The organism is Streptomyces sp. SYSU D01066-1 (assembly GCF_054956795.1).
Window position 1 is genome coordinate 1 of sequence record NZ_JBUDHV010000029.1, and the last position, 17649, is coordinate 17649.

General features: G+C 72.4%; 15 protein-coding genes and 1 pseudogene. 6 read left to right on the forward strand and 10 right to left on the reverse strand.

Going from position 1 to position 17649, the window contains the following annotated elements:
- Positions 1-89 precede the first annotated feature (89 nt).
- Positions 90-962 (reverse strand): annotated as a pseudogene (locus tag ACY1JF_RS23225) (IS1380 family transposase); the annotation flags it as partial.
- Positions 963-1326: 364 nt separating this feature from the next.
- Between ACY1JF_RS23225 and ACY1JF_RS23230 the strand changes: the two are divergent.
- Together ACY1JF_RS23230 and ACY1JF_RS23235 are read left to right on the forward strand one after the other, a co-directional pair.
- Positions 1327-1890 carry a Uma2 family endonuclease gene (locus tag ACY1JF_RS23230; RefSeq protein ID WP_462707142.1) on the forward strand — a complete coding sequence of 188 codons (564 nt, stop codon included), beginning with the start codon at positions 1327-1329 and terminating at the stop codon, positions 1888-1890.
- 343 nt (positions 1891-2233) lie between these two features.
- Positions 2234-2701: a hypothetical protein gene (locus tag ACY1JF_RS23235; protein ID WP_462707143.1), complete on the forward strand. Its 468-nt coding sequence runs from the start codon at positions 2234-2236 to the stop codon at positions 2699-2701.
- Here the strand turns inward: ACY1JF_RS23235 and ACY1JF_RS23240 are convergent, their stop codons facing one another.
- Together ACY1JF_RS23240 and ACY1JF_RS23245 are read right to left on the reverse strand one after the other, a co-directional pair.
- On the reverse strand, positions 2702-4159 hold the full coding sequence (locus tag ACY1JF_RS23240) for a peptidoglycan D,D-transpeptidase FtsI family protein (protein WP_462707144.1): 1458 nt from the start codon (positions 4157-4159) through the stop codon (positions 2702-2704). It lies immediately after the preceding gene.
- A 149-nt stretch (positions 4160-4308) separates the two neighbouring features.
- Entirely contained in the window at positions 4309-5082 is a 774-nt protein-coding gene (locus ACY1JF_RS23245) for an IclR family transcriptional regulator (protein ID WP_462707145.1), read from the reverse strand.
- A gap of 102 nt (positions 5083-5184) precedes the next feature.
- On the opposite strand from ACY1JF_RS23245, the gene ACY1JF_RS23250 reads away from it, so the two are divergent.
- A complete protein-coding gene (locus ACY1JF_RS23250; RefSeq protein ID WP_462707147.1) occupies positions 5185-6714 on the forward strand; it encodes an aldehyde dehydrogenase (NADP(+)) in 1530 nt (509 codons plus the stop codon).
- 3 nt (positions 6715-6717) lie between these two features.
- On the opposite strand, the gene ACY1JF_RS23255 is transcribed toward ACY1JF_RS23250, so the two are convergent.
- Together ACY1JF_RS23255 and ACY1JF_RS23260 are read right to left on the reverse strand one after the other, a co-directional pair.
- A complete protein-coding gene (locus tag ACY1JF_RS23255; protein WP_462707148.1) occupies positions 6718-7380 on the reverse strand; it encodes a response regulator transcription factor in 663 nt (220 codons plus the stop codon).
- 90 nt (positions 7381-7470) lie between these two features.
- The gene (locus tag ACY1JF_RS23260) at positions 7471-9207 is read right to left on the reverse strand and encodes a sensor histidine kinase (RefSeq protein WP_462707149.1); all 1737 of its coding nucleotides are present in this window, start codon (positions 9205-9207) and stop codon (positions 7471-7473) included.
- A 321-nt stretch (positions 9208-9528) separates the two neighbouring features.
- Here ACY1JF_RS23260 and ACY1JF_RS23265 point away from each other — a divergent pair, with 321 nt between their 5' ends.
- Both ACY1JF_RS23265 and ACY1JF_RS23270 read left to right on the forward strand, forming a co-directional pair.
- A complete protein-coding gene (locus tag ACY1JF_RS23265; RefSeq protein ID WP_462707151.1) occupies positions 9529-10296 on the forward strand; it encodes a DsbA family oxidoreductase in 768 nt (255 codons plus the stop codon).
- A gap of 5 nt (positions 10297-10301) precedes the next feature.
- Positions 10302-11345, forward strand: coding sequence for an aminotransferase class V-fold PLP-dependent enzyme (locus ACY1JF_RS23270; protein ID WP_462707152.1), 1044 nt, complete (start codon positions 10302-10304; stop codon positions 11343-11345).
- A 214-nt stretch (positions 11346-11559) separates the two neighbouring features.
- Here ACY1JF_RS23270 and thpD read toward each other — a convergent pair whose 3' ends face one another.
- The 5 genes from thpD to ACY1JF_RS23295 form a co-directional block, all read right to left on the reverse strand.
- Positions 11560-12471: an ectoine hydroxylase gene (gene thpD, locus ACY1JF_RS23275; RefSeq protein ID WP_462707153.1), complete on the reverse strand. Its 912-nt coding sequence runs from the start codon at positions 12469-12471 to the stop codon at positions 11560-11562.
- A gap of 7 nt (positions 12472-12478) precedes the next feature.
- The gene (locus ACY1JF_RS23280) at positions 12479-12877 is read right to left on the reverse strand and encodes an ectoine synthase (RefSeq protein WP_462707154.1); all 399 of its coding nucleotides are present in this window, start codon (positions 12875-12877) and stop codon (positions 12479-12481) included.
- Between the two features lie 58 nt (positions 12878-12935).
- Entirely contained in the window at positions 12936-14207 is a 1272-nt protein-coding gene (gene ectB, locus ACY1JF_RS23285) for a diaminobutyrate--2-oxoglutarate transaminase (protein ID WP_462707155.1), read from the reverse strand.
- Between the two features lie 66 nt (positions 14208-14273).
- Positions 14274-14786, reverse strand: a complete 513-nt coding sequence (gene ectA, locus ACY1JF_RS23290; RefSeq protein ID WP_462707156.1) for a diaminobutyrate acetyltransferase — start codon at positions 14784-14786, stop codon at positions 14274-14276.
- Positions 14787-15100: 314 nt separating this feature from the next.
- Complete coding sequence (locus ACY1JF_RS23295) at positions 15101-16204, reverse strand: pyridoxal-phosphate-dependent aminotransferase family protein (protein ID WP_462707157.1); 1104 nt, start codon at positions 16202-16204, stop codon at positions 15101-15103.
- A gap of 248 nt (positions 16205-16452) precedes the next feature.
- Here ACY1JF_RS23295 and ACY1JF_RS23300 point away from each other — a divergent pair, with 248 nt between their 5' ends.
- Positions 16453-17544 carry an amidohydrolase family protein gene (locus ACY1JF_RS23300; protein ID WP_462707158.1) on the forward strand — a complete coding sequence of 364 codons (1092 nt, stop codon included), beginning with the start codon at positions 16453-16455 and terminating at the stop codon, positions 17542-17544.
- Positions 17545-17649: the final 105 nt, after the last annotated feature.

The following is a 17649-nucleotide window of genomic DNA, read 5'->3' on the forward strand; positions in this document are numbered from 1 at the left end:
TTGAGGGCTTATCCCCGTATACGGGGTCGTCGTACAGCGACCATGCCGGGGCGCAATCTGCCAAGAACTACCGCGAAAGCGAACCAAACGCTCACTAAGGCCCCGTCCCGGACCTCGCCGTCCGCCTCGACGGCCGGTGTCCAGGCCGAGGCCGGAACCTTCAGGACATGCTGGTGGACCTGCTCGGTGATCACCATGCCGACCGAGTAGGACAGCCACCGCCCCCGCCGGGCCAGCCAGGCCACGAAGTTGTGGGTGCCGCCCGCAGAATCCGTGCGGATCAGAGTCCGCCGGCCGCGCCGGAACCTGGCCGGCAGCTGGGCCAGGGCGAGTTGGGTGGTGGTGATGTGGTCGGCGGCGGTGTTCGAGCCCGCGTTGCCCGGCCTGAACAGGGCTGCGACCGGCTCCCCGGTGCCGCCCGGCCCGTGGTCGACGAACGCCATGAGCGGGTGATGGCCGTAGCTCCGCTTCCAGGTCGGTGCCGCGTCCTCCTTGTCGGAGTGCGCGATGACCAGTACCCCGTCGAGGTCGACGGTCACCGTCCCGTCCGCGTTGGGCGCCGCCCGGCCGGCCAGCCGCCAGACCCGCTGACGGGCTTCGGACCGCGCGGAACGGATCGCCTGCAGGGCCTTCTCCCCGGAAGTGGCAAGGGTGTCGATCAGACGGGAGCCCGTCGGGTCGGAGGCCACCGGCCCGAACACGGCCGGCTCCGCCCGCAGCATGCCGACATCGGCGAGACAGTCCCCGCCCGACGCGACCGCCAGCGCGACGTCCAGCAGAACCTTCCCGGGATCGTGAACGGCCCGCGGCTTCCGCCACGGCGACAGCACCCCGGATATCGCCTGGTCAAGGCCGCTCTTGCGGACCGTCTCCACCAGCAGCACGCTCCCGGCCTGCGAAACCACCGCCCGGCCGCCGCCCTCGGTGCGGACACGCGGGAAGGACCCGTTGCGCTTCTTCACCCGGAGAGTGCTTCTTTCCTTGCGGCGACATGGACCCTAGACAAGTCCCATCGTTGTAGGTCAGGAGCACTCTCCGCTTATTTGATCAAGCCTCGGACAGTCCACCTCGTGAAAGCGCGAGGCTAAGAAGAGTGGAGCAGTGGACCGTTGTGGTCGTAGCCGGGAGTTCATGGCCGGAAGGGCCTTCGAGGGCGGCACCGGGGATGTCGATGGCGTCTCGTCGGAGGCGACGCCCGCACTGCCCGGCGGATTCCCGGCACGGGTGTCCGAGGTCTCCCCAGGGTGACGAACCTGATGTCAGCAGGCGGGAGCGCTCGTATGCTGGCCGTGTACCGCCTGCCGGGCGGAGGAGGTGATCAGGCATATGAGCATTGCCGTCGACCACACAGGGCCATGGACCGTCGCCGATGTCCTGGCCCTGCCCGAGGACCGCACCATGCGCTACGAACTCCTGGGGGAATCCCTCATCATGTCCCCCGCCCCTGGCATCCGTCACCAGCGAGCCTCGCTCCGGCTCGCAATGATGCTCCACGCAGCGGCCCAGGCGGACAAGGCACCGGTCGAGGTGCTGGAAGCCATCAACGTCATCCTTCCCTCCGGACTCGTGGTTCCCGACCTCGTGGTGACCGATGCGGGCGCGACCGCGGAGGACGCCGTCAGCGTCGACGCCGACGGCGTGCGACTCGTGGTCGAGCTTGTGTCTCCCGGCAACCGCACCGTGGACCGCAAGTTCAAGCCGATGCTCTACGCCGAGGCGGCCATTCCGCACTTCTGGCGGCTCGAATTCGATCCGGCTCCCATGCTCGTCGTCCACGAGCTGGAAGGCGGCCGGTACGCGGAGCGGATGACCGCGCTCGCGGGGGTGACCACTCACCTGGACGTTCCGTTCCCGATCACCATCGATCCTGCCGGGCTCTCCCGGCAGTAGACGCCGTTCGACGGCGACGGGCGTGGGCGGACGGGTGCAACCCGGCCTGGGCCGGCTGTCGGCACCGCAGGTGAGGCCGTCCGGCAGCACCGGTGATCCAGCACGGTAGGTTGCGGGAACGCGGGCGGCGGTACGGGGCCCTGCCCGCGCTGTGTGCGGTCTGGTCGAGCGGAGTGCGACGGTGGATGTGCGGCGGGTGGGGCGCGGTGGGGTGCTGGCCGTTCTGTGCGGGGCGCTGGCCGCATGTGACGTGGTCGCCGGTGGGGGTGACTCCGCGGAGGGGTTGCTGAAGCCGAGCGTTCAGGCGAGCGTTTCCGCGAGGGCGGGTGGGCCGGGTGGTGCCGTGCTCGGTGGGCAGGACGTGAAGGGGTTCAGCGTGGAGGAAGGGGAGCGGGCCGAGGTCACCGTCGGCGTGGACGCCTGTGCTCCCCTCGGCTCCGCGCTGGCCGGCGCGGCCGTCGGTGAGCCCTCGTCCGCCGTCGTGCGGGACGTGGCGGGGGAGGGGGCCGAGGTGCGGGTCGTGGTCGCCGAGTACCCGGCCGGTCAGGCCGCCGGCGCGCTGGACGCGATCGGTGCCGCGTTCGACTCCTGTGCGGAGGGGGTCCAGAGCACTGTCGATGGTGAGCGGCGGGAGTTCGGGAAGGTCGCTGCCGCGACCGCGCCCGAGGGGGCCGATCAGGCGGTCGGGCTGAGCGCCGCCGGGACGCGGGCCTTCGTGCTGCGCGCCGGGGACACCGTCGCCTACCTCAGCGGTACGCCCGATGTCCCCGGTGCCCTGCTCGACGCGCAGCTCCTCAAGCTGCTGGGCTAGTCAGTCGTCCAGCGCCGCCTCCATCATCGCCTTCGCCACCGGCGCGGCCAGCCCGTTGCCGCTGACCTCGGAGCGGGCCGCGTCCGACTGTTCCACCATCACCGCTACGGCGACCTGCTCGCCCGTCGAGTCGTCGGTGGCGTAGGACGTGAACCAGGCGTACGGCGTCTTGCTGTTGTTCTCGCCGTGCTGCGCCGTGCCCGTCTTGCCGCCCACCGTCGCGCCGTCGATCTGCGCGTTGGATCCGGTGCCGTCCTCGACCACCGTCCGCATCGCCGACTGGAGCTGCTCGGCGGTGGAGGAGCTGACGATGCGCTTGGAGGAAGCGTCCTCGTCGTAGTCCTCCAGCACGTCGCCGTCGCTGTCGGTGGTCTGCGCCACCATGTGCGGGGTGACCAGCTCGCCGCCGTTGGCGAGGGCGGCGGAGACCATCGCCATCTGGAGCGGGGTCGCGGTCACGTCGAACTGGCCGATGCCCGACAGGCCGGTCTGCGCCTCGTCCATGTCGGACGGGTAGACGCTGGTGTACGCCCGCACCGGCACGTCCTGCTCGTCGTCGTTGAAGCCGAACTTCTCCGCCATCGCCCGCACCTTGTCCTGGCCCAGGTCGACGGCCATCTTGCCGAAGACGTTGTTGCAGGAGTACTGGAGCGCGACGCGGATGGTGGCGTTCTCGCAGGGGGCGTTCGGGTTCTCGTTGGTCAGCGGGGTGACCGTGCCCGGCAGGGTGTACGGGTCGGGGCTCGCGGTCTTCTCGTCCACCGACGAGTACAGGCCGTCCTCCAGCGCCGCCGACGCCACCACCAGCTTGAACGTCGAACCCGGCGGCAGCGGCTGGCGCAGGGCGCGGTTGGTCAGCGGCTTGTCGTCGTCCGCGTTCAGCTTCTTCCACGCGGTCCCGGCCGTGTTGGCGTCGGTGAGTGAGGTCGGGTCGTACGACGGAGTGGAGACGACTCCGAGGATCTCGCCGGTCTTCGGGTCCATCGCCACCGCGGCGCCCTTGGTGTCGCCCAGCGCCTCGTACCCGGCCTTCTGCACGTCCGGGTCGATCGTCGTGATCACATTGCCCGGGTCGGCCCGCTGGTCGGTGACGGTGTCCATCACCGTCCTCAGCCGCGGGTCGGTGCCGTTGAGCAGGTCCTCGTAGATGCCCTCCAGCTGGGTGGGGGCGTAGGCCTGCGAGGCGTAGCCGGTCACCGCCGCGTACAGCTCGCCGTCCGTGTACGTGCGCTTGTACGCGAGGTCGCTGCCCTCCGTCCGCGCCGATCCGGTGACCGCCTCGCCGGCCACGATGATGTTCCCGAGCGGTCCCGCGTACGTCTGGATCGCGTTGCGTCGGTTGTCCGTGTCGTCCGCCAGCGCCTGGCCCTCGTAGAACTGCACCCAGGTGGCCCGCACCAGCAGTGCGAACACCAGGAGCAGCGTGAAGACCGACGCGCGCCTGATCGTCTTGTTCATCCCGCTCAGGACGACGACCGACGGGAGGGAATCGTTCCCTCTCGTCCCGTTTTCTCATCCGGCTCTCATGCGGGGCCGTCCGGCCTCAGGACGATCTCTTCGGTCTCCTCTATCTCCTGGCCCCGCGCTGTCCGCGCCGTCCGCGCCGCTCAGAGCCTGCGGGTGGCCAGCAGCAGCCGGTCGCGGGCGTCGAACAGGGCGTCCTTGACCAGCTGCTCGTGGGCCGGGGTCAGCCGCGCCACCGGCACCGAGCAGCTGATCGCGTCCCGCGCGGGGGTGCGGTAGGGGATCGCGACGCCGAAGCAGCGCAGCCCCAGCGTGTTCTCCTCGCGGTCCACGGCGAAGCCCTGCTCGCGGATCTGGCGCAGCTCCTCGATCAGCCGCTCCCGGTCGGTGAGGGTGTGCTCGGTCAGCGCCGGCAGCGTCTCGGGGAGCAGCTTGCGCACCTGCTCGTCGGTGTACGTGCTCAGCAGCGCCTTGCCCAGGGAGGTGGAGTGGGCGGGCAGGCGGCGGCCGACGCGGGTGAAGGGGCGCAGGTAGTGCTGGGACTGGCGGGTGGCCAGGTAGACCACGTTGGTGCCGTCCAGGCGGGCGAGGTGGATGGTCTCGGTGGTGTCGTCGCTCAGCCGGTCCAGGGTCGGGCGGGCCGCCGCGACCACCTCGTCGCCGTCGATGTAGGAGGTGCCCACCAGCAGCGCCCGTACGCCGATGCCGTACCGCGTGCCGGTGGCGTCCGTCTCCACCCAGCCGAGGTCGACCAGGGTGCGCAGCAGCATGTAGAGGCTCGACTTGGGGTACCCGACGGCTTCCTGGACCGACGCGAGGGAGTGCATGCCGGGGCGTCCGGCGAAGTACTCCAGCAGTTCGACGGTCCGCACCGCGGACTTGACCTGCGCTCCGCCGCCTGTCTCGCCTGTCGGCATCGGCCTTGACCCCTTCGTCGGACGGGAAATAGTCTCCGAACGTATTCATCCATAGAGACAGCGTTCAGTATATCGAACGTCCCTAGATCTGGAGGGCCCTCGGTGGCAGCAACACCAGTCTGGAGTGTCGACCCCCGTACCGGGAAGCAGCGCGAACAGGTCGCGGTGGAGGCGACGGCCCAGGACGTGGACGCCGCCGTCCGCGCCGCGCACGCCGCGCGCGAGGCGCTCGCCGACCGCGCCGTCCGCGCCGCCTTCCTGCGGACGGCCGCCGACGAGCTGGAGGCGGCCAAGGACGCGCTCGTCGAGGTCGCGGACGCCGAGACGGCGCTCGGCCCGGCCCGGCTGAACGGCGAACTCGCCCGCACCTGCTACCAGTTGCGGGCCTTCGCGAAGATCGTCGACGAGGGCGAGTTCCTGGGTGTCGTCATCGACCACCCGGACGACACCGCGACGCCGCCCGTCCCCGACCTGCGCCGCTACAAGGTGCCGCTCGGCGTGGTCGCCGTCTACTCGGCCTCCAACTTCCCCTTCGCCTTCTCCGTCCCCGGCGGCGACACCGCGAGCGCGCTCGCGGCCGGCTGCCCGGTCGTGGTCAAGGCCCACCCCGACCACCCCGCCCTGTCCGAGCGGGTCGCCGCCGTGCTGCGCCGCGCCGCCGCCCGGCACGACATACCCGAGGGCGTCGTCGGTCTGGTGCACGGCTTCGAGGCCGGCGTCGAGCTGGTCAAGCACCCGCTGGTCGCGGCGGCCGGCTTCACCGGCTCGGTGCGCGGCGGACGCGCCCTGTTCGACGCGGCGGCGGCCCGCCCCGTGCCGATCCCCTTCCACGGCGAGCTGGGCTCCCTCAACCCGGTCGTGGTCACCGAGGCCGCGGCGGCCGAGCGCCCCGAGGCGATCGGCACCGGGCTGGCCGGGTCGATGACGATGGGCGTCGGGCAGTTCTGCGTCAAGCCCGGCCTGGTACTGGCCCCCGCCGGCGCGGCCGGCGACCAGCTGGTCAAGTCCCTGACCGAGGCCGTCGGCGAGACCGGCGCCGGGGTCCTGCTCGACCACCGCATGCGGGACAACTTCATCACCGGCGTCGCCGAGCGGGCCGAACTGCCCGGCGTCGACGCCCCGGTGACCCCGGGCCCCGGCGACGAGCACACCGTCAGCCCCGGCTTCCTCACGGTGCCGGCGAGCAGGCTGACGGAGGAGGGCGAGTACGACCTCCTCCTGGAGGAGTGCTTCGGGCCGGTCACGGTCGTGGCGCGCTACGAGGACCAGGGCGAGGTCGAGGCCGTGCTGTCGCGGCTGCCGGGCAACCTGACGGCGACGGTGCACCTGTCCTCGGGCGAGGCGGCCGGCGAGGGACGGGGCGCGGAGATCCTGGCGGAGCTGACGCCGCTGGCCGGACGCGTGCTGGTGAACGCCTGGCCGACGGGGGTCGCGGTGGCCCCGGCGCAGCACCACGGGGGCCCGTACCCGGCGACCACGTCGACGTCCACGTCGGTGGGCGGGACGGCGATCGAGCGGTGGCTGCGGCCCGTCGTGTACCAGAACACGCCGGAGGCGCTGCTGCCGGTGGAGCTGCGGGACGCCAACGAACTGGGCCTGCCGCGGCGGTTCAACGGGGTGCTGGAGCGCTGAGGCTCACCCCGCGCTCGGCTCCAGGCCCGCGTCCCGGGCCAGGAGCGCCGCCTGCACCCTGTTGTCGCAGTCGAGCTTGGTCAGGATGCGGCTGACGTAGGTCTTCACCGTGGCCTCGCTCATGTGCAGCCGGGCGCCGGCGTCCGCGTTGGACAGGCCCTCGCCGAGCAGGGCCAGCACCTCGCGTTCACGCGCCGTCAGCCCGGCCAGGCGGCGGCGCGCCTCCTCGCCGCGCGTGGTGGCGGAGGGGGAGGCGAGGGTGTCCACCACGTGCCGGGTGGCGGCCGGGGACAGATAGGCGTCGCCGGCCGCCGCCGCGCGGACCGCGTGGATCAGCTCCTGCGGCGCGGAGTCCTTCAGCAGGAAGCCCGCGCTGCCGTGGCCGAGCGCCCGCAGGACGTTGTCCCGTTCCCCGAAGGTGGTCAGGATCAGCACGCGCACCCCCGGCGCGGCGCGGCCCAGCTCGGCCAGCGCGGTCAGCCCGTCCATCACGGGCATCTGGATGTCCAGCAGGGCCACGTCGACCGCGGTGCTCCGGGCGGTCTCCACCGCCTCCCTGCCGTCCCGCGCCTCGGCGACGACGTCGATGTCGTCGGCCGAGGTGAGGATCATCCTGATGCCCGCCCGGATGAGCGGTTCGTCGTCGGCGACGAGGACCCGGATCACGCGGCCTCCTGCGCGGTGTCGGTAGGGCGAGCGGGTGGTGGGGCCCGCTCATCATGCCCGATCCCGGCGCGGGCGCGGCCACGGGCCGCGTCACACCTCGTGCTTGTAGGACTCCTTCGAGGACAGCTTCCCGTCCCGGAAGCAGAACCGGTAGACGATGTCCTCCGTGTCGTCCACGAAGTGCTCGCAGACGGCGCCCTCGGGCAGCGGCGGGCCGTCCTTCTCCACGCCGTCGGTGAGCAGCGAGTCGCCCTTCGGGAACTTCTTCCGGAGCTCCGCCTCGGCGTCGCCGACCTGGGCCGACTCGTACACGCTCGCCGGGATGACGCCGTTCCGTACCTCGCCCACCAGCTTCGACACCCCCCACACCAGGAGGGCGCCGACGCCCACGACGAGGACCACGGCGGTGAGGGCGCATCCCAGGGCGACGTTCTTCTTGCTGCTCATGATGGTCGCGAACTCCTTGTGCGGATCGGTGCGTTCGATGACGCCACCACCGTCGCCCGCGGGGTCCCCGCCGGTCTGCCCCCGGAAGTCGTCGTCCGCGGCGACGAACGTCGCGCCGTCCGGACGGGCCGGCCGCTCGCCGCCGGTGTCACCGTCGCCGTCGCCGTCGCCGTACGGCAGTACACCCGCGAGCCGGAAACCACCGTCGGGGGTGGGGCCGGTGTGCACCATGCCGCCGACCAGCCGGGCCCGCTCCCGCAGCCCCGTCAGTCCCTGGCCGCCGCTGATCGCGGGGGGCCCGGCCTGCGCCCCGGCCGGCACCGGCCCGTTGGCCACCTCGACCACCAGGCTGTCCGGTTCGTAGCGCAGCGCCACGGTGATCGGGGCGCCCGGCGCGTGCTTGTGGGCGTTGGTCAGCCCCTCCTGAGCGATGCGGTACACGGCGCGGTCGACGGCGGGCGTGAGGGCCCGTCCGGTGCCGGACCGGCGCAGCTCCACCGGCGTGCCCGCGGCCCGCGAGGAGGCGACCAGTGTGTCGACGGAGGCCGCCGTGCGGTCCGCCGAGGGGTCCTCGGCCCCGGGCGGGGACCCCTCCGCGTCGTCCCGCAGGATGCCCACGGCCTCCCGCAGCTCCCGCATCGCCGACCTGGCGGCCTCCCGGAGGACGCCCACCCCTTCCCGCTGGCGGTCGTCGAGCTTCGGGTCCACCTCCAGCGCCCCGCAGTGCACGGCGATCAGGGCGAGCTGGTGGCCGAGGCTGTCGTGCATGTCCTGGGCGATGCGCTGCCGCTCCAGCAGCCGGGCCTGCCGCGCCACCATCGCCTGCTCGCGCACCAGTTGGGCGTTGTGCCGGCGCAGGGCGTCGAGCAGGGCGTGGCGCTGGGCGCGGTAGCGGGAGGCGAGCCCCGGTACGACCGCCATCACCAGGAACGGGCCGCCGCCCAGCGCGAGCATGACCAGCGGCGACGTCCAGAGCCGGTCGTCGGCCGAGACGGTGAGGGCGGGAACGGCGTAGAGCGCGAGCCCGGCCGCGTACGCGGCGAGCGCGCGCGCCGGACGTTTGATGCGGCTGCCTGCCGACCAGCCGGCGCAGATCAGCAGCGCGAACGTACCGAGGACCGATCCGGCCAGGGCCGACGAGACCATCAGCACGGTCGCCGGCAGGGCGCGGCGGGCCAGCGACAGTACGGCGACGGCCAGGGCCAGGGCGCCGCCCCGCGCCACGGACCCGGACTCCGTCGAGTAGAGCAGGCCGGCGATCCCGGAGAGCGCCACGGCGAGTACGGCCTCCCCGACGATCCGCTTGCGGGGCCAGGGGGAGGCGGCGGCGAGCCGGTGACGGAGCGGCAGGCCGGTGCGGGGTGTTTCGGCTACGTCCACGCGCAGACGATAGAGGGCCGCCCCCGGACGCCCGCGTCCCCCCTTCGGCGCGGCCCCGGACGACGAAAGTGGACTCCCGGCCGGCCAAGGGGCCCGTCCTCCTCGGCCGTCGCGGAGGACGGGCCACAAAGACCGCTCCCGGGCGGGGCGCACGGTGACGGCGGCGCTGCCGGACGCACACGGGCGACGGCGCGGGCACCGGCCCCGCCGGCCGCGTGGCCCGCGGGACGGCGGCTCGAGGGAATGGAAGCGGCTCGTCGAGGGTTCACGCGTTCGCCGGAGGGAGCCTCCGTACCCGTACGACCTGGAGTGCCGATCACGATGCGCGTCGAAATCTGGTCCGACATCGCCTGTCCCTGGTGTTATGTCGGAAAGGCCCGTTTCGAGAAGGCGCTGGCCGCCTTCCCGCACCGGGAGCGGGTCGAGGTCGTGCACCGCTCCTTCGAGCTGGACCCGGGCCGCGCCAAGGACGACGTCCAGCCGGTGATCGCGATGCTCACCAGGAAGTACGGCATGAGCGAGGCGCAGGCCGAGGCCGGTGAGGACAACCTGGGCAGCCAGGCCGCCGCCGAGGGCCTGCCCTACCGCACCCGGGGCCGTGACCACGGCAGCACCTTCGACATGCACCGCCTGCTGCACTTCGCCCGCGGGCGGGGCCGCCAGACGGAGCTGCTCGACCTGCTGTACCGGGCGAACTTCGCCGAGGAGCGGTCCGTCTTCGGCGACGACGAACGGCTCGTCGAGCTGGCCGGCGCCGCCGGTCTGGACGCGGACGCGGCGCGCGAGGTCCTCGCCGACCCGGCGGCGTACGCCGACGAGGTGCGCGCCGACGAGCGGGAGGCCGGGCGGCTCGGCGCCGACGGTGTGCCATTCTTCGTGCTCGACCGGACGTACGGCGTCTCCGGCGCCCAGCCCGCCGAGGTCTTCGCCCAGGCGCTCACCCGGGCGTGGCAGGCGCGGGCGCCGCTCGCCATGGTCCAGGGCACGCGGGCGGCCGTGGGCGGCGGCGACGCCTGCGGCCCCGACGGCTGCGCGGTGCCGCGAGCCGGTGAAAGCGATGGACGGGGCGCGGCCGGGGCCGCACAGTAAGGGACATGCAGACCTTCGATCGTCTCGTCCGCACCGAGTTCCAGCCGGAGAGCGTCTACCTGAACACCGCCGCGCTCGGCCTGCTGCCCGCCCGGTCCGTCGCCGCGATACGGGACGCGGTGGCGTCCGTGGCGGCCGGGCGGCCGTCGGACATGTTCGCCGACGTCGAGGCGTCCCGGGCCGCCTTCGCGCGGATCGTCGGGGTGCCCGCCTCCCGGGTGGCCGCCGGCGCGTCGGTCGCCGTCTACAGCGGTGTGATCGCGGCCTCGCTGCCGCCGGGCGCCGAAGTCCTCACCGCCGAGGACGACTTCAGCTCCCTGGTCAACCCCTTCCACGTGCGCGGCGATCTGAAGGTGCGGGCGGTGCCGCTGGAGCGGATCGCCGAGTCGGTCACCGCGGACACCGCCTTCGTCGCCGTCAGCGCCGTCCAGTCCGCCGACGGGCGGCTCGTCGACCTGCCCGCGCTGCGCGCCGCCGCCCGGGAGCACGGCGCGCGGATCCTCCTGGACGCCTCCCAGTCGGCGGGCTGGCTGCCGCTGGCCGCCGCCGACGTCGACTACGTCGCGGTCGTCGCCTACAAGTGGGTGCTCTGCCCGCGCGGGGTCGCCTTCCTCGTCGTCCCCGAGGACCTGGGCGGGCTGCCCCCGCTGTTCGCCGGCTGGGCCGCGGGCGAGCACCCCTGGCGGAGCACCTACGGCCCGGTCCAGGAACTGGCCCGCTCCGCCCGCCGGTTCGACGAGAGCCCCGCCCTGCTGTCCTACGCCGGCGCCCGGCACTCCCTGGCGCTGATCGAGGAGCTGGGGGTGGACGCCGTGCACGCCCACGACCTCGCGCTCGCCGACCGGTTCCGGGCCGGGCTGGCCGCGCTCGGGCACGAGCCGGTGCAGGCGCCGGGCTCGGCGATCGTCTCGGTGCCCGGGCTCGGCCACCGGCAGGGCGAGCTGGACCGGGCCGGCATCCAGGTCTCCGACCGGGCGGGGAACCTGCGCGCCGCGTTCCACCTGTACAACACGGACGCGGACGTCGACCGGCTGCTGAACGCCCTGTAGACGCGCCGCCGGGCGGGTGTCTTCCGTGCCGCCCGTGCCGCGCGTGCCGGTCGGCTGGTGAGCGTCGTGCGGATGTGCCGCCGGGCGGGTGTCTTCCGTGCCGCCCGTAGCGCGCGTGCCGGTCGGCTGGCGAGCGTCGTATAGACGTGCCGCCGGGCCGGTGCCTCCCGTCCCGCACGGACGAGGCACCGGCCCGGGGGCGTGCGTCACACGGTCACCTCACCGGCGTGAAGTCCCGCGCGCCGATGAACTCGGGCCGCCGTACCGGCGCCGCGAACGGCTCCACCGCCGCGTTCTCCACGCTGTTGAACACGATGAAGACGTTGGAGCGGGGGAACGGGGTGATGTTGTCGCCCGAGCCGTGCATGCAGTTGCAGTCGAACCAGGTCGCCGAGCCGGCCTTGCCGGTGAACAGCTTGATGCCGTACTCCGAGGCCATCTCGGTCAGCGCCTCGTCGGAGGGCGTGCCCGCGTCCTGCATCTGCAGCGACTTCTTGTAGTTGTCCTTCGGCGTCTCACCCGCGCACCCGAGGAACGTCTTGTGCGACCCCGGCATGATCATGAGTCCGCCGTTGGTGTCGTAGTTCTCGGTCAGCGCGATGGAGACCGACACCGTGCGCATCCGCGGCAGACCGTCCTCGGCGTGCCACGTCTCGAAGTCCGAGTGCCAGTAGAAGCCGCTGGCGCCGAAGCCCGGCTTGACGTTGATCCGCGACTGGTGGACGTAGACGTCCGAGCCGAGGATCTGCCGGGCGCGGCCCACCACCCGCTCGTCGCGCACGAGCCGCGCGAAGACCTCGGAGATCTTGTGCACCTCGAAGACGGACCGGATCTCCTGGGACCGCGGCTCGACGATCGAGCGTTCGTCGGCCCGGATCTCCGGGCTGGCCACGAGGCGGTCCAGCTCGTCGCGGTAGACGGCGACCTCGTCCTCGGTGATGAGCCGGTCGATGGCGATGAAGCCGTCGCGCTCGAAGGATTGCAGGTCACCCGGCTCGAACGGCCCGGGCGCCTCGGGTGCTCCCCAGACGACCGGGTCCTGCCGGGGAGTGGCCACCTCGGTGGTGCCCCGGGTCGGGTAGAGGTCGGTGACGGTGGTCGCGGCGGTCCCGGTGGTCGCGGTCACGGTTTCCTCACGCCTCCTCGGTGAGCAACGGGTAGACGCCGTTCTCGTCGTGGTCCTCCCGTCCGGTCACGGGCGGGTTGAAGACACAGATGCAGTGGAAGTCCTCCTTGACCTTGAGCGTGTGCCGCTCGTGGCCGTCGAGGAGGTACATGGTGCCGGGCGTGATGTGGTAGGTCTTCCCGGTCTCGCGGTCGGTCAGCTCGGCGTCGCCCTTGGTGCAGACGACGGCCTCGATGTGGTTCGCGTACCACATCTCGGTCTCCGTGCCCGCGTACAGGATCGTCTCGTGCACGGAGAAGCCGACCTTCTCCTTGGCGAGGACGATCCGCTTGCTCTCCCAGGTGCCGGACGCGGACTTGACGTGCCGGTCGGTGCCTTCGATCTCCTTGAACGAACGGACGATCACGGTGTGGCGATGCCTCCTAGGTGGGGGTCAGGCGGTCAGGGGCCGGCCGGCCAGTTGATCAGGCGGTCTCGCGGACGGCCCGGGCGAGGATCTTCATGCCCTCGTCCAGTTCGTCGGGGGTGAGGGTGAGCGCGGGGAGCAGCTTGACGACCTCGCTCTCCGGGCCGGACGTCTCGATCAGCAGCCCGTGCTCGAAGGCGCGCTTGGCGACGCGGCCGGCGCGGTCCTTGTCGTGGAACTCCAGGCCCCAGACCAGGCCGCGGCCCCGGTACTCCTTGACGTCGGCGAGGTTCTCCTCGGTGATGGAGATCAGGTGCTGCTCGACCCGCTCGCCGCGGGCCCGGGTCTGCTTCTCCATCGCGGAGCCGTCGGCCCAGTAGGTCTCCAGGGCGGCGGTCGCGGTGACGAAGGCGGGGTTGTTGCCGCGGAAGGTGCCGTTGTGCTCGCCCGGCTCCCAGATGTCCAGTTCGGGCTTGAACAGGCACAGTGACATCGGCAGGCCGTAGCCGCTGATGGACTTGGAGACGGTGACGATGTCCGGGGTGATGCCCGCCTCCTCGAAGGAGAAGAAGGCGCCGGTACGGCCGCAGCCCATCTGGATGTCGTCGACGATCAGCAGCATGTCCTGCCGTTCGCACAGCTCGGCGAGGGCGCGCAGCCACTCCAGGCGGGCGACGTTGATGCCGCCCTCGCCCTGTACGGTCTCCACGATCACGGCGGCGGGCTTGTTCAGGCCCGAGCCCTGGTCCTCCAGAAGCCGCTCGAACCACAGGAAGTCCTCGACCGTGCCGTCGAAGTAGTTGTCGAACGGCATCGGGGTGCCGTGCACCAGCGGGATGCCGGCGCCGGCCCGCTTGAAGGCGTTGCCGGTCACGGCGAGCGAGCCCAGCGACATGCCGTGGAAGGCGTTGGTGAAGGACACGATCGCCTCGCGGCCCTTGACCTTGCGGGCCAGCTTCAGCGCGGCCTCCACCGCGTTGGTGCCGGTCGGGCCGGGGAACATGACCTTGTACGGCAGGTCGCGGGGGCGCAGCACCAGGTTCTGGAAGGTCTCCAGGAAGCGGCGCTTGGCGGTGGTCGACATGTCGAGACCGTGCGTGACACCGTCCCGCTCCAGGTAGTCGATCAGCGCCCGTTTCAGCACGGGGTTGTTGTGTCCGTAGTTGAGCGACCCGGCTCCGGCGAAGAAGTCGAGGTACTCGTGGCCGTCCTCGTCGTACATGCGGCTGCCGTGCGCGCGGTCGAAGACGGTGGGCCAGCCGCGGCAGTAGCTGCGTACCTCGGACTCCAGGGTCTCGAAGACACTCAGGTCGGGCTGGGTGATGGTCACGGCGAATCGCTCCTCGGTGCGGTGAAGGGTGAGGTGAGGGAAGTCGAAGTCGGTGGGGGTCCGGTGTCAGCGGGCCGCTGACAGGGGGCCGATGCGGTACAGGACCTCGGGCTCGTGCGGTCCGTCGGGGAACAGACCGGCGTCGAACAGCGTCTCCCGCTCCAGCGCGGCGCCGTGGCGCTCGGCGAACGAGGTGAACAGCCGTCGGGAGGGGAGGTTGTCCGGGCTGATGGTCGTCTCCAGCGTGGTCAGCGCCTGCTCCGCCACAACGCGCGCGACCAGACCGTCGAGCAGCTGCGCGGCCAGTCCGCGGCCGCGGTACGCCTCGTCCACCGCCACCTGCCAGATCAGCAGGGTGTCGGGACGGTCCGGCCGCACATAGCCGGTGACGAACCCGACCGCCTCGCCGCTCGCCGCGCGGGCGACGGCCGAGGTCGCGGCGAAGTCCCGGCACCACAACAGATAGGCGTAGGAGGAGTTCAGGTCCAGGACCTTCGAATCCCTCGCTATACGCCACAGCGCGGCCCCGTCCGCCACTTTCGGACGATCGATGTGCAGGTCTGCTTGTGCGGCAGTCATACAAATTGAACTTACCCAGGGGAATGCAAAAATGCATCGCCAGGCGGGGTTACGGATGGCGAGGGGGTGTGTTATCGCGCGAGCGCGGATGATCACGCGAGGTGCCTGGGTTTTGAGGCGGTTTGCCCGGTGCATAACGGGCGAATCGTACCGCTTGTGCAACGGGTCACATTCAAGTGACCCGCCGGAAACATGCGCGAAATCTTTGCGTTTAGTCCCCGCGGAAGCGGGAAGAAGACTATGGGAAGTATCCTTGGGAAGAATTCCGAACGGTTTTGATTATCTCCCCGAGTGAATCCCGAATTCAGGTCCCGTTACGCCTGCCAGGCTCCTTCGGCGGCCCGGTGGGCGCCTTCCGGATCGGTCGGCAGGCCCTTCTCGGCGAGCGCGGCACCGAGTGCGTCCAGGCAGCCGCGCACGGCTCCGCGGGTCGCGCGCGGCCCGTAGTGGTTGACGCGGATCATCTCCTCGGCCAGCGCGCCCCCGCCCGCGGCCAGCGGCAGCGTCGGGTCGGCCTCCAGCGCCCGCGCCACCAGCTCCGAGGCGTCCAGGCCGGCCGGGGCCCGCAGCGTGGTGGCGACCGGTGCCGCGTCGCGTGCCGCGCGCACGTACGGCGTGAGCCCCCCGCCCAGCGCCAGGGCGCCCGCGCGGGTGGCCGCCGCGGCCGAGGCGTGCCGCGCCATCACCGACTCCGGGCCGGCCGCCTCGATCCGCGCCACGCACGCCTCCAGGGCGAGCATCTCCAACTGCGCCGGAGCGTGCGGCAGCGCCGTGCGCCCGCCGTCGATCCAGCGCTCCTTCCAGTCCAGGAGGGAGAGGTACGAGCGGCGCGGCGCCCCGGGGTTCGCGGCCATCCGCGCCCAGGCCCGCTCGCTCACCGACACCGCCGACACCCCGGCCGGACCGCCCATCGCCTTCTGCGCCCCGATCACGCACAGGTCCACGCCCCAGGCGTCCGGCAGCACCGGCTCGGCACCCACGGAGGCCACGGCGTCCAGGTAGAACAGCGCGCCGTGCTCCTTCACCACCTCGCCGATCTCCGCGACCGGGTTGGTGTTCCCGGTCGCCGCCTCGGCGTGCACCAGCGACACGAAGTCGATCTCCGGGTGCTCGGCGAACGCCTCCCGCACCCGCTCCGCCGTCACCGCCTCGTGGAAGGGCACCGCCAGGTCGTGCACCGTCGCGCCGCAGTCCCGCAGCCAGTCGCCGAAGGTCTGCCCGTACGGCCCCGTGATCACGTTCAGCGCCACGGTGTCCGGCCCGGCCGTCCCGCGGATCGCGCCCTCCAGCGGCAGCAGCGCCTCGCCCTGCATGATCACCACGTCCTGCGCGGTGCCGAGCAGCCGCGCCACCCGGTCCTCGATCGCGGCGAAACGGTCGGCGCTCAGCGGGGGGAGGTCCAGGAAGGGGTCGGTCACGGTGGCGCTCTCTTCACTACACGGTACGGGGTCACTGCTCACGGGTGGGTGTACGCGAGCGTACGGGTCGAGGGTAACCGCGGCACGCCTCCCGAATCGCGCCGGAGCCCGTCCGTCGCGGCACGGTCACGCCCGGAGCCCGTCCGTCGCGGCACGGTCACGCCCGGCATCCCGGCTTCCGCTGCGGCGGCGGCCGGTTCCCCGGCCGCACGGCGGGCCCGTGGCAGGGGCTGATTAGGCTGCGGGACATGAGCGATGGCGCGATGCTGCACGTGAAGGGCCGGGTGCTCGTCGGACCCGACGAGGTCCGCGACGAGCTGTGGGTGATCGACGGCCGGATCTCCTACGACCGTCCGGCCGGCACCCGGGACGTCCGGACCGTCGAGGGCTGGGCGCTGCCCGGTCTGGTCGACGCCCACTGCCACGTCGGCCTCGACCGGCACGGTGCGGTCCCCGCCGACGTCGCCGAGCGGCAGGCACTGGCCGACCGGGACGCGGGGGCGCTGCTGCTGCGGGACGCGGGGTCGCCCTCCGACACCCGCTGGGTGGACGACCGCGAGGACCTGCCGAAGATCATCCGGGCCGGGCGGCACATCGCCCGCACCCGCCGCTACATCCGTAACTACGCCTGGGAGGTGGAGCCCGAGGACCTGCCCGCCTACGTCGCCCGGGAGGCCCGGCGCGGCGACGGCTGGGTCAAGCTGGTCGGCGACTGGATCGACCGCGACCTCGGGGACCTGTTGGCGTGCTGGCCGCGCGGCGCGGTCGAGGCGGCCATCGCCGAGGCCCACCGCCTGGGCGCCCGCGTCACCGCGCACTGCTTCGCCGAGGACTCCCTGCGGGACCTGGTGGAGGCGGGCATCGACTGCGTCGAACACGCCACCGGCCTCACCGGCGACCTGATCCCGCTGTTCGCCTCCCGGGGCGTCGCGATCGTCCCCACCCTGGTCAACATCGCGACCTTCCCGGACCTGGCCGCCGGCGGCGAGGCCAAGTTCCCCCGCTGGTCCGCCCACCTCCGCCGGCTGCACGCCCGCCGCTACGACACCGTCCGCGACGCCCACGACGCCGGCGTCCCGGTCTACGTCGGCACGGACGCGGGCGGCACGCTGCCGCACGGGCTGGTGGCGGCGGAGGTCGCCGAACTGGTCACGGCCGGCATCCCCCCGCTCACCGCCCTGTCGGCGGCCACCTGGTCGGCCCGCGCCTGGCTCGGCCGCCCCGCCCTGACCGAGGGCGCCCCGGCCGACCTGGTGGTGTACGAACGGGACCCCCGGGCGGACGTCCGCGTGCTGGGGGTCCCGTCGCGGGTGGTGGTGAACGGGCGGGTGGTCGGTTAGGCCCCGTGCCTCACTCGGCGCGGACCTCGCGGGCTCCGTCCACGGCCCGGTTCCCGCTGGAGGCCACGTGTGCGTCCGCCCGGCGGCCGGCCCCCTGGGCCCACT

What these genes read in the sequence shown, in the direction of transcription:
- ACY1JF_RS23230 (WP_462707142.1), top strand. Translation starts at nt 1,327, where the DNA reads ATGAGCATTGCCGTCGACCACACAGGGCCATGGACCGTCGCCGATGTC.
- ACY1JF_RS23245 (WP_462707145.1), bottom strand. Translation starts at nt 5,082, where the DNA reads ATGCCGACAGGCGAGACAGGCGGCGGAGCGCAGGTCAAGTCCGCGGTG.
- ectA (WP_462707156.1), bottom strand. Translation starts at nt 14,786, where the DNA reads ATGACTGCCGCACAAGCAGACCTGCACATCGATCGTCCGAAAGTGGCG.
- ACY1JF_RS23300 (WP_462707158.1), top strand. Translation starts at nt 16,453, where the DNA reads ATGAGCGATGGCGCGATGCTGCACGTGAAGGGCCGGGTGCTCGTCGGA.
- ACY1JF_RS23270 (WP_462707152.1), top strand. Translation starts at nt 10,302, where the DNA reads ATGCAGACCTTCGATCGTCTCGTCCGCACCGAGTTCCAGCCGGAGAGC.
- ACY1JF_RS23265 (WP_462707151.1), top strand. Translation starts at nt 9,529, where the DNA reads ATGCGCGTCGAAATCTGGTCCGACATCGCCTGTCCCTGGTGTTATGTC.
- ACY1JF_RS23240 (WP_462707144.1), bottom strand. Translation starts at nt 4,159, where the DNA reads ATGAACAAGACGATCAGGCGCGCGTCGGTCTTCACGCTGCTCCTGGTG.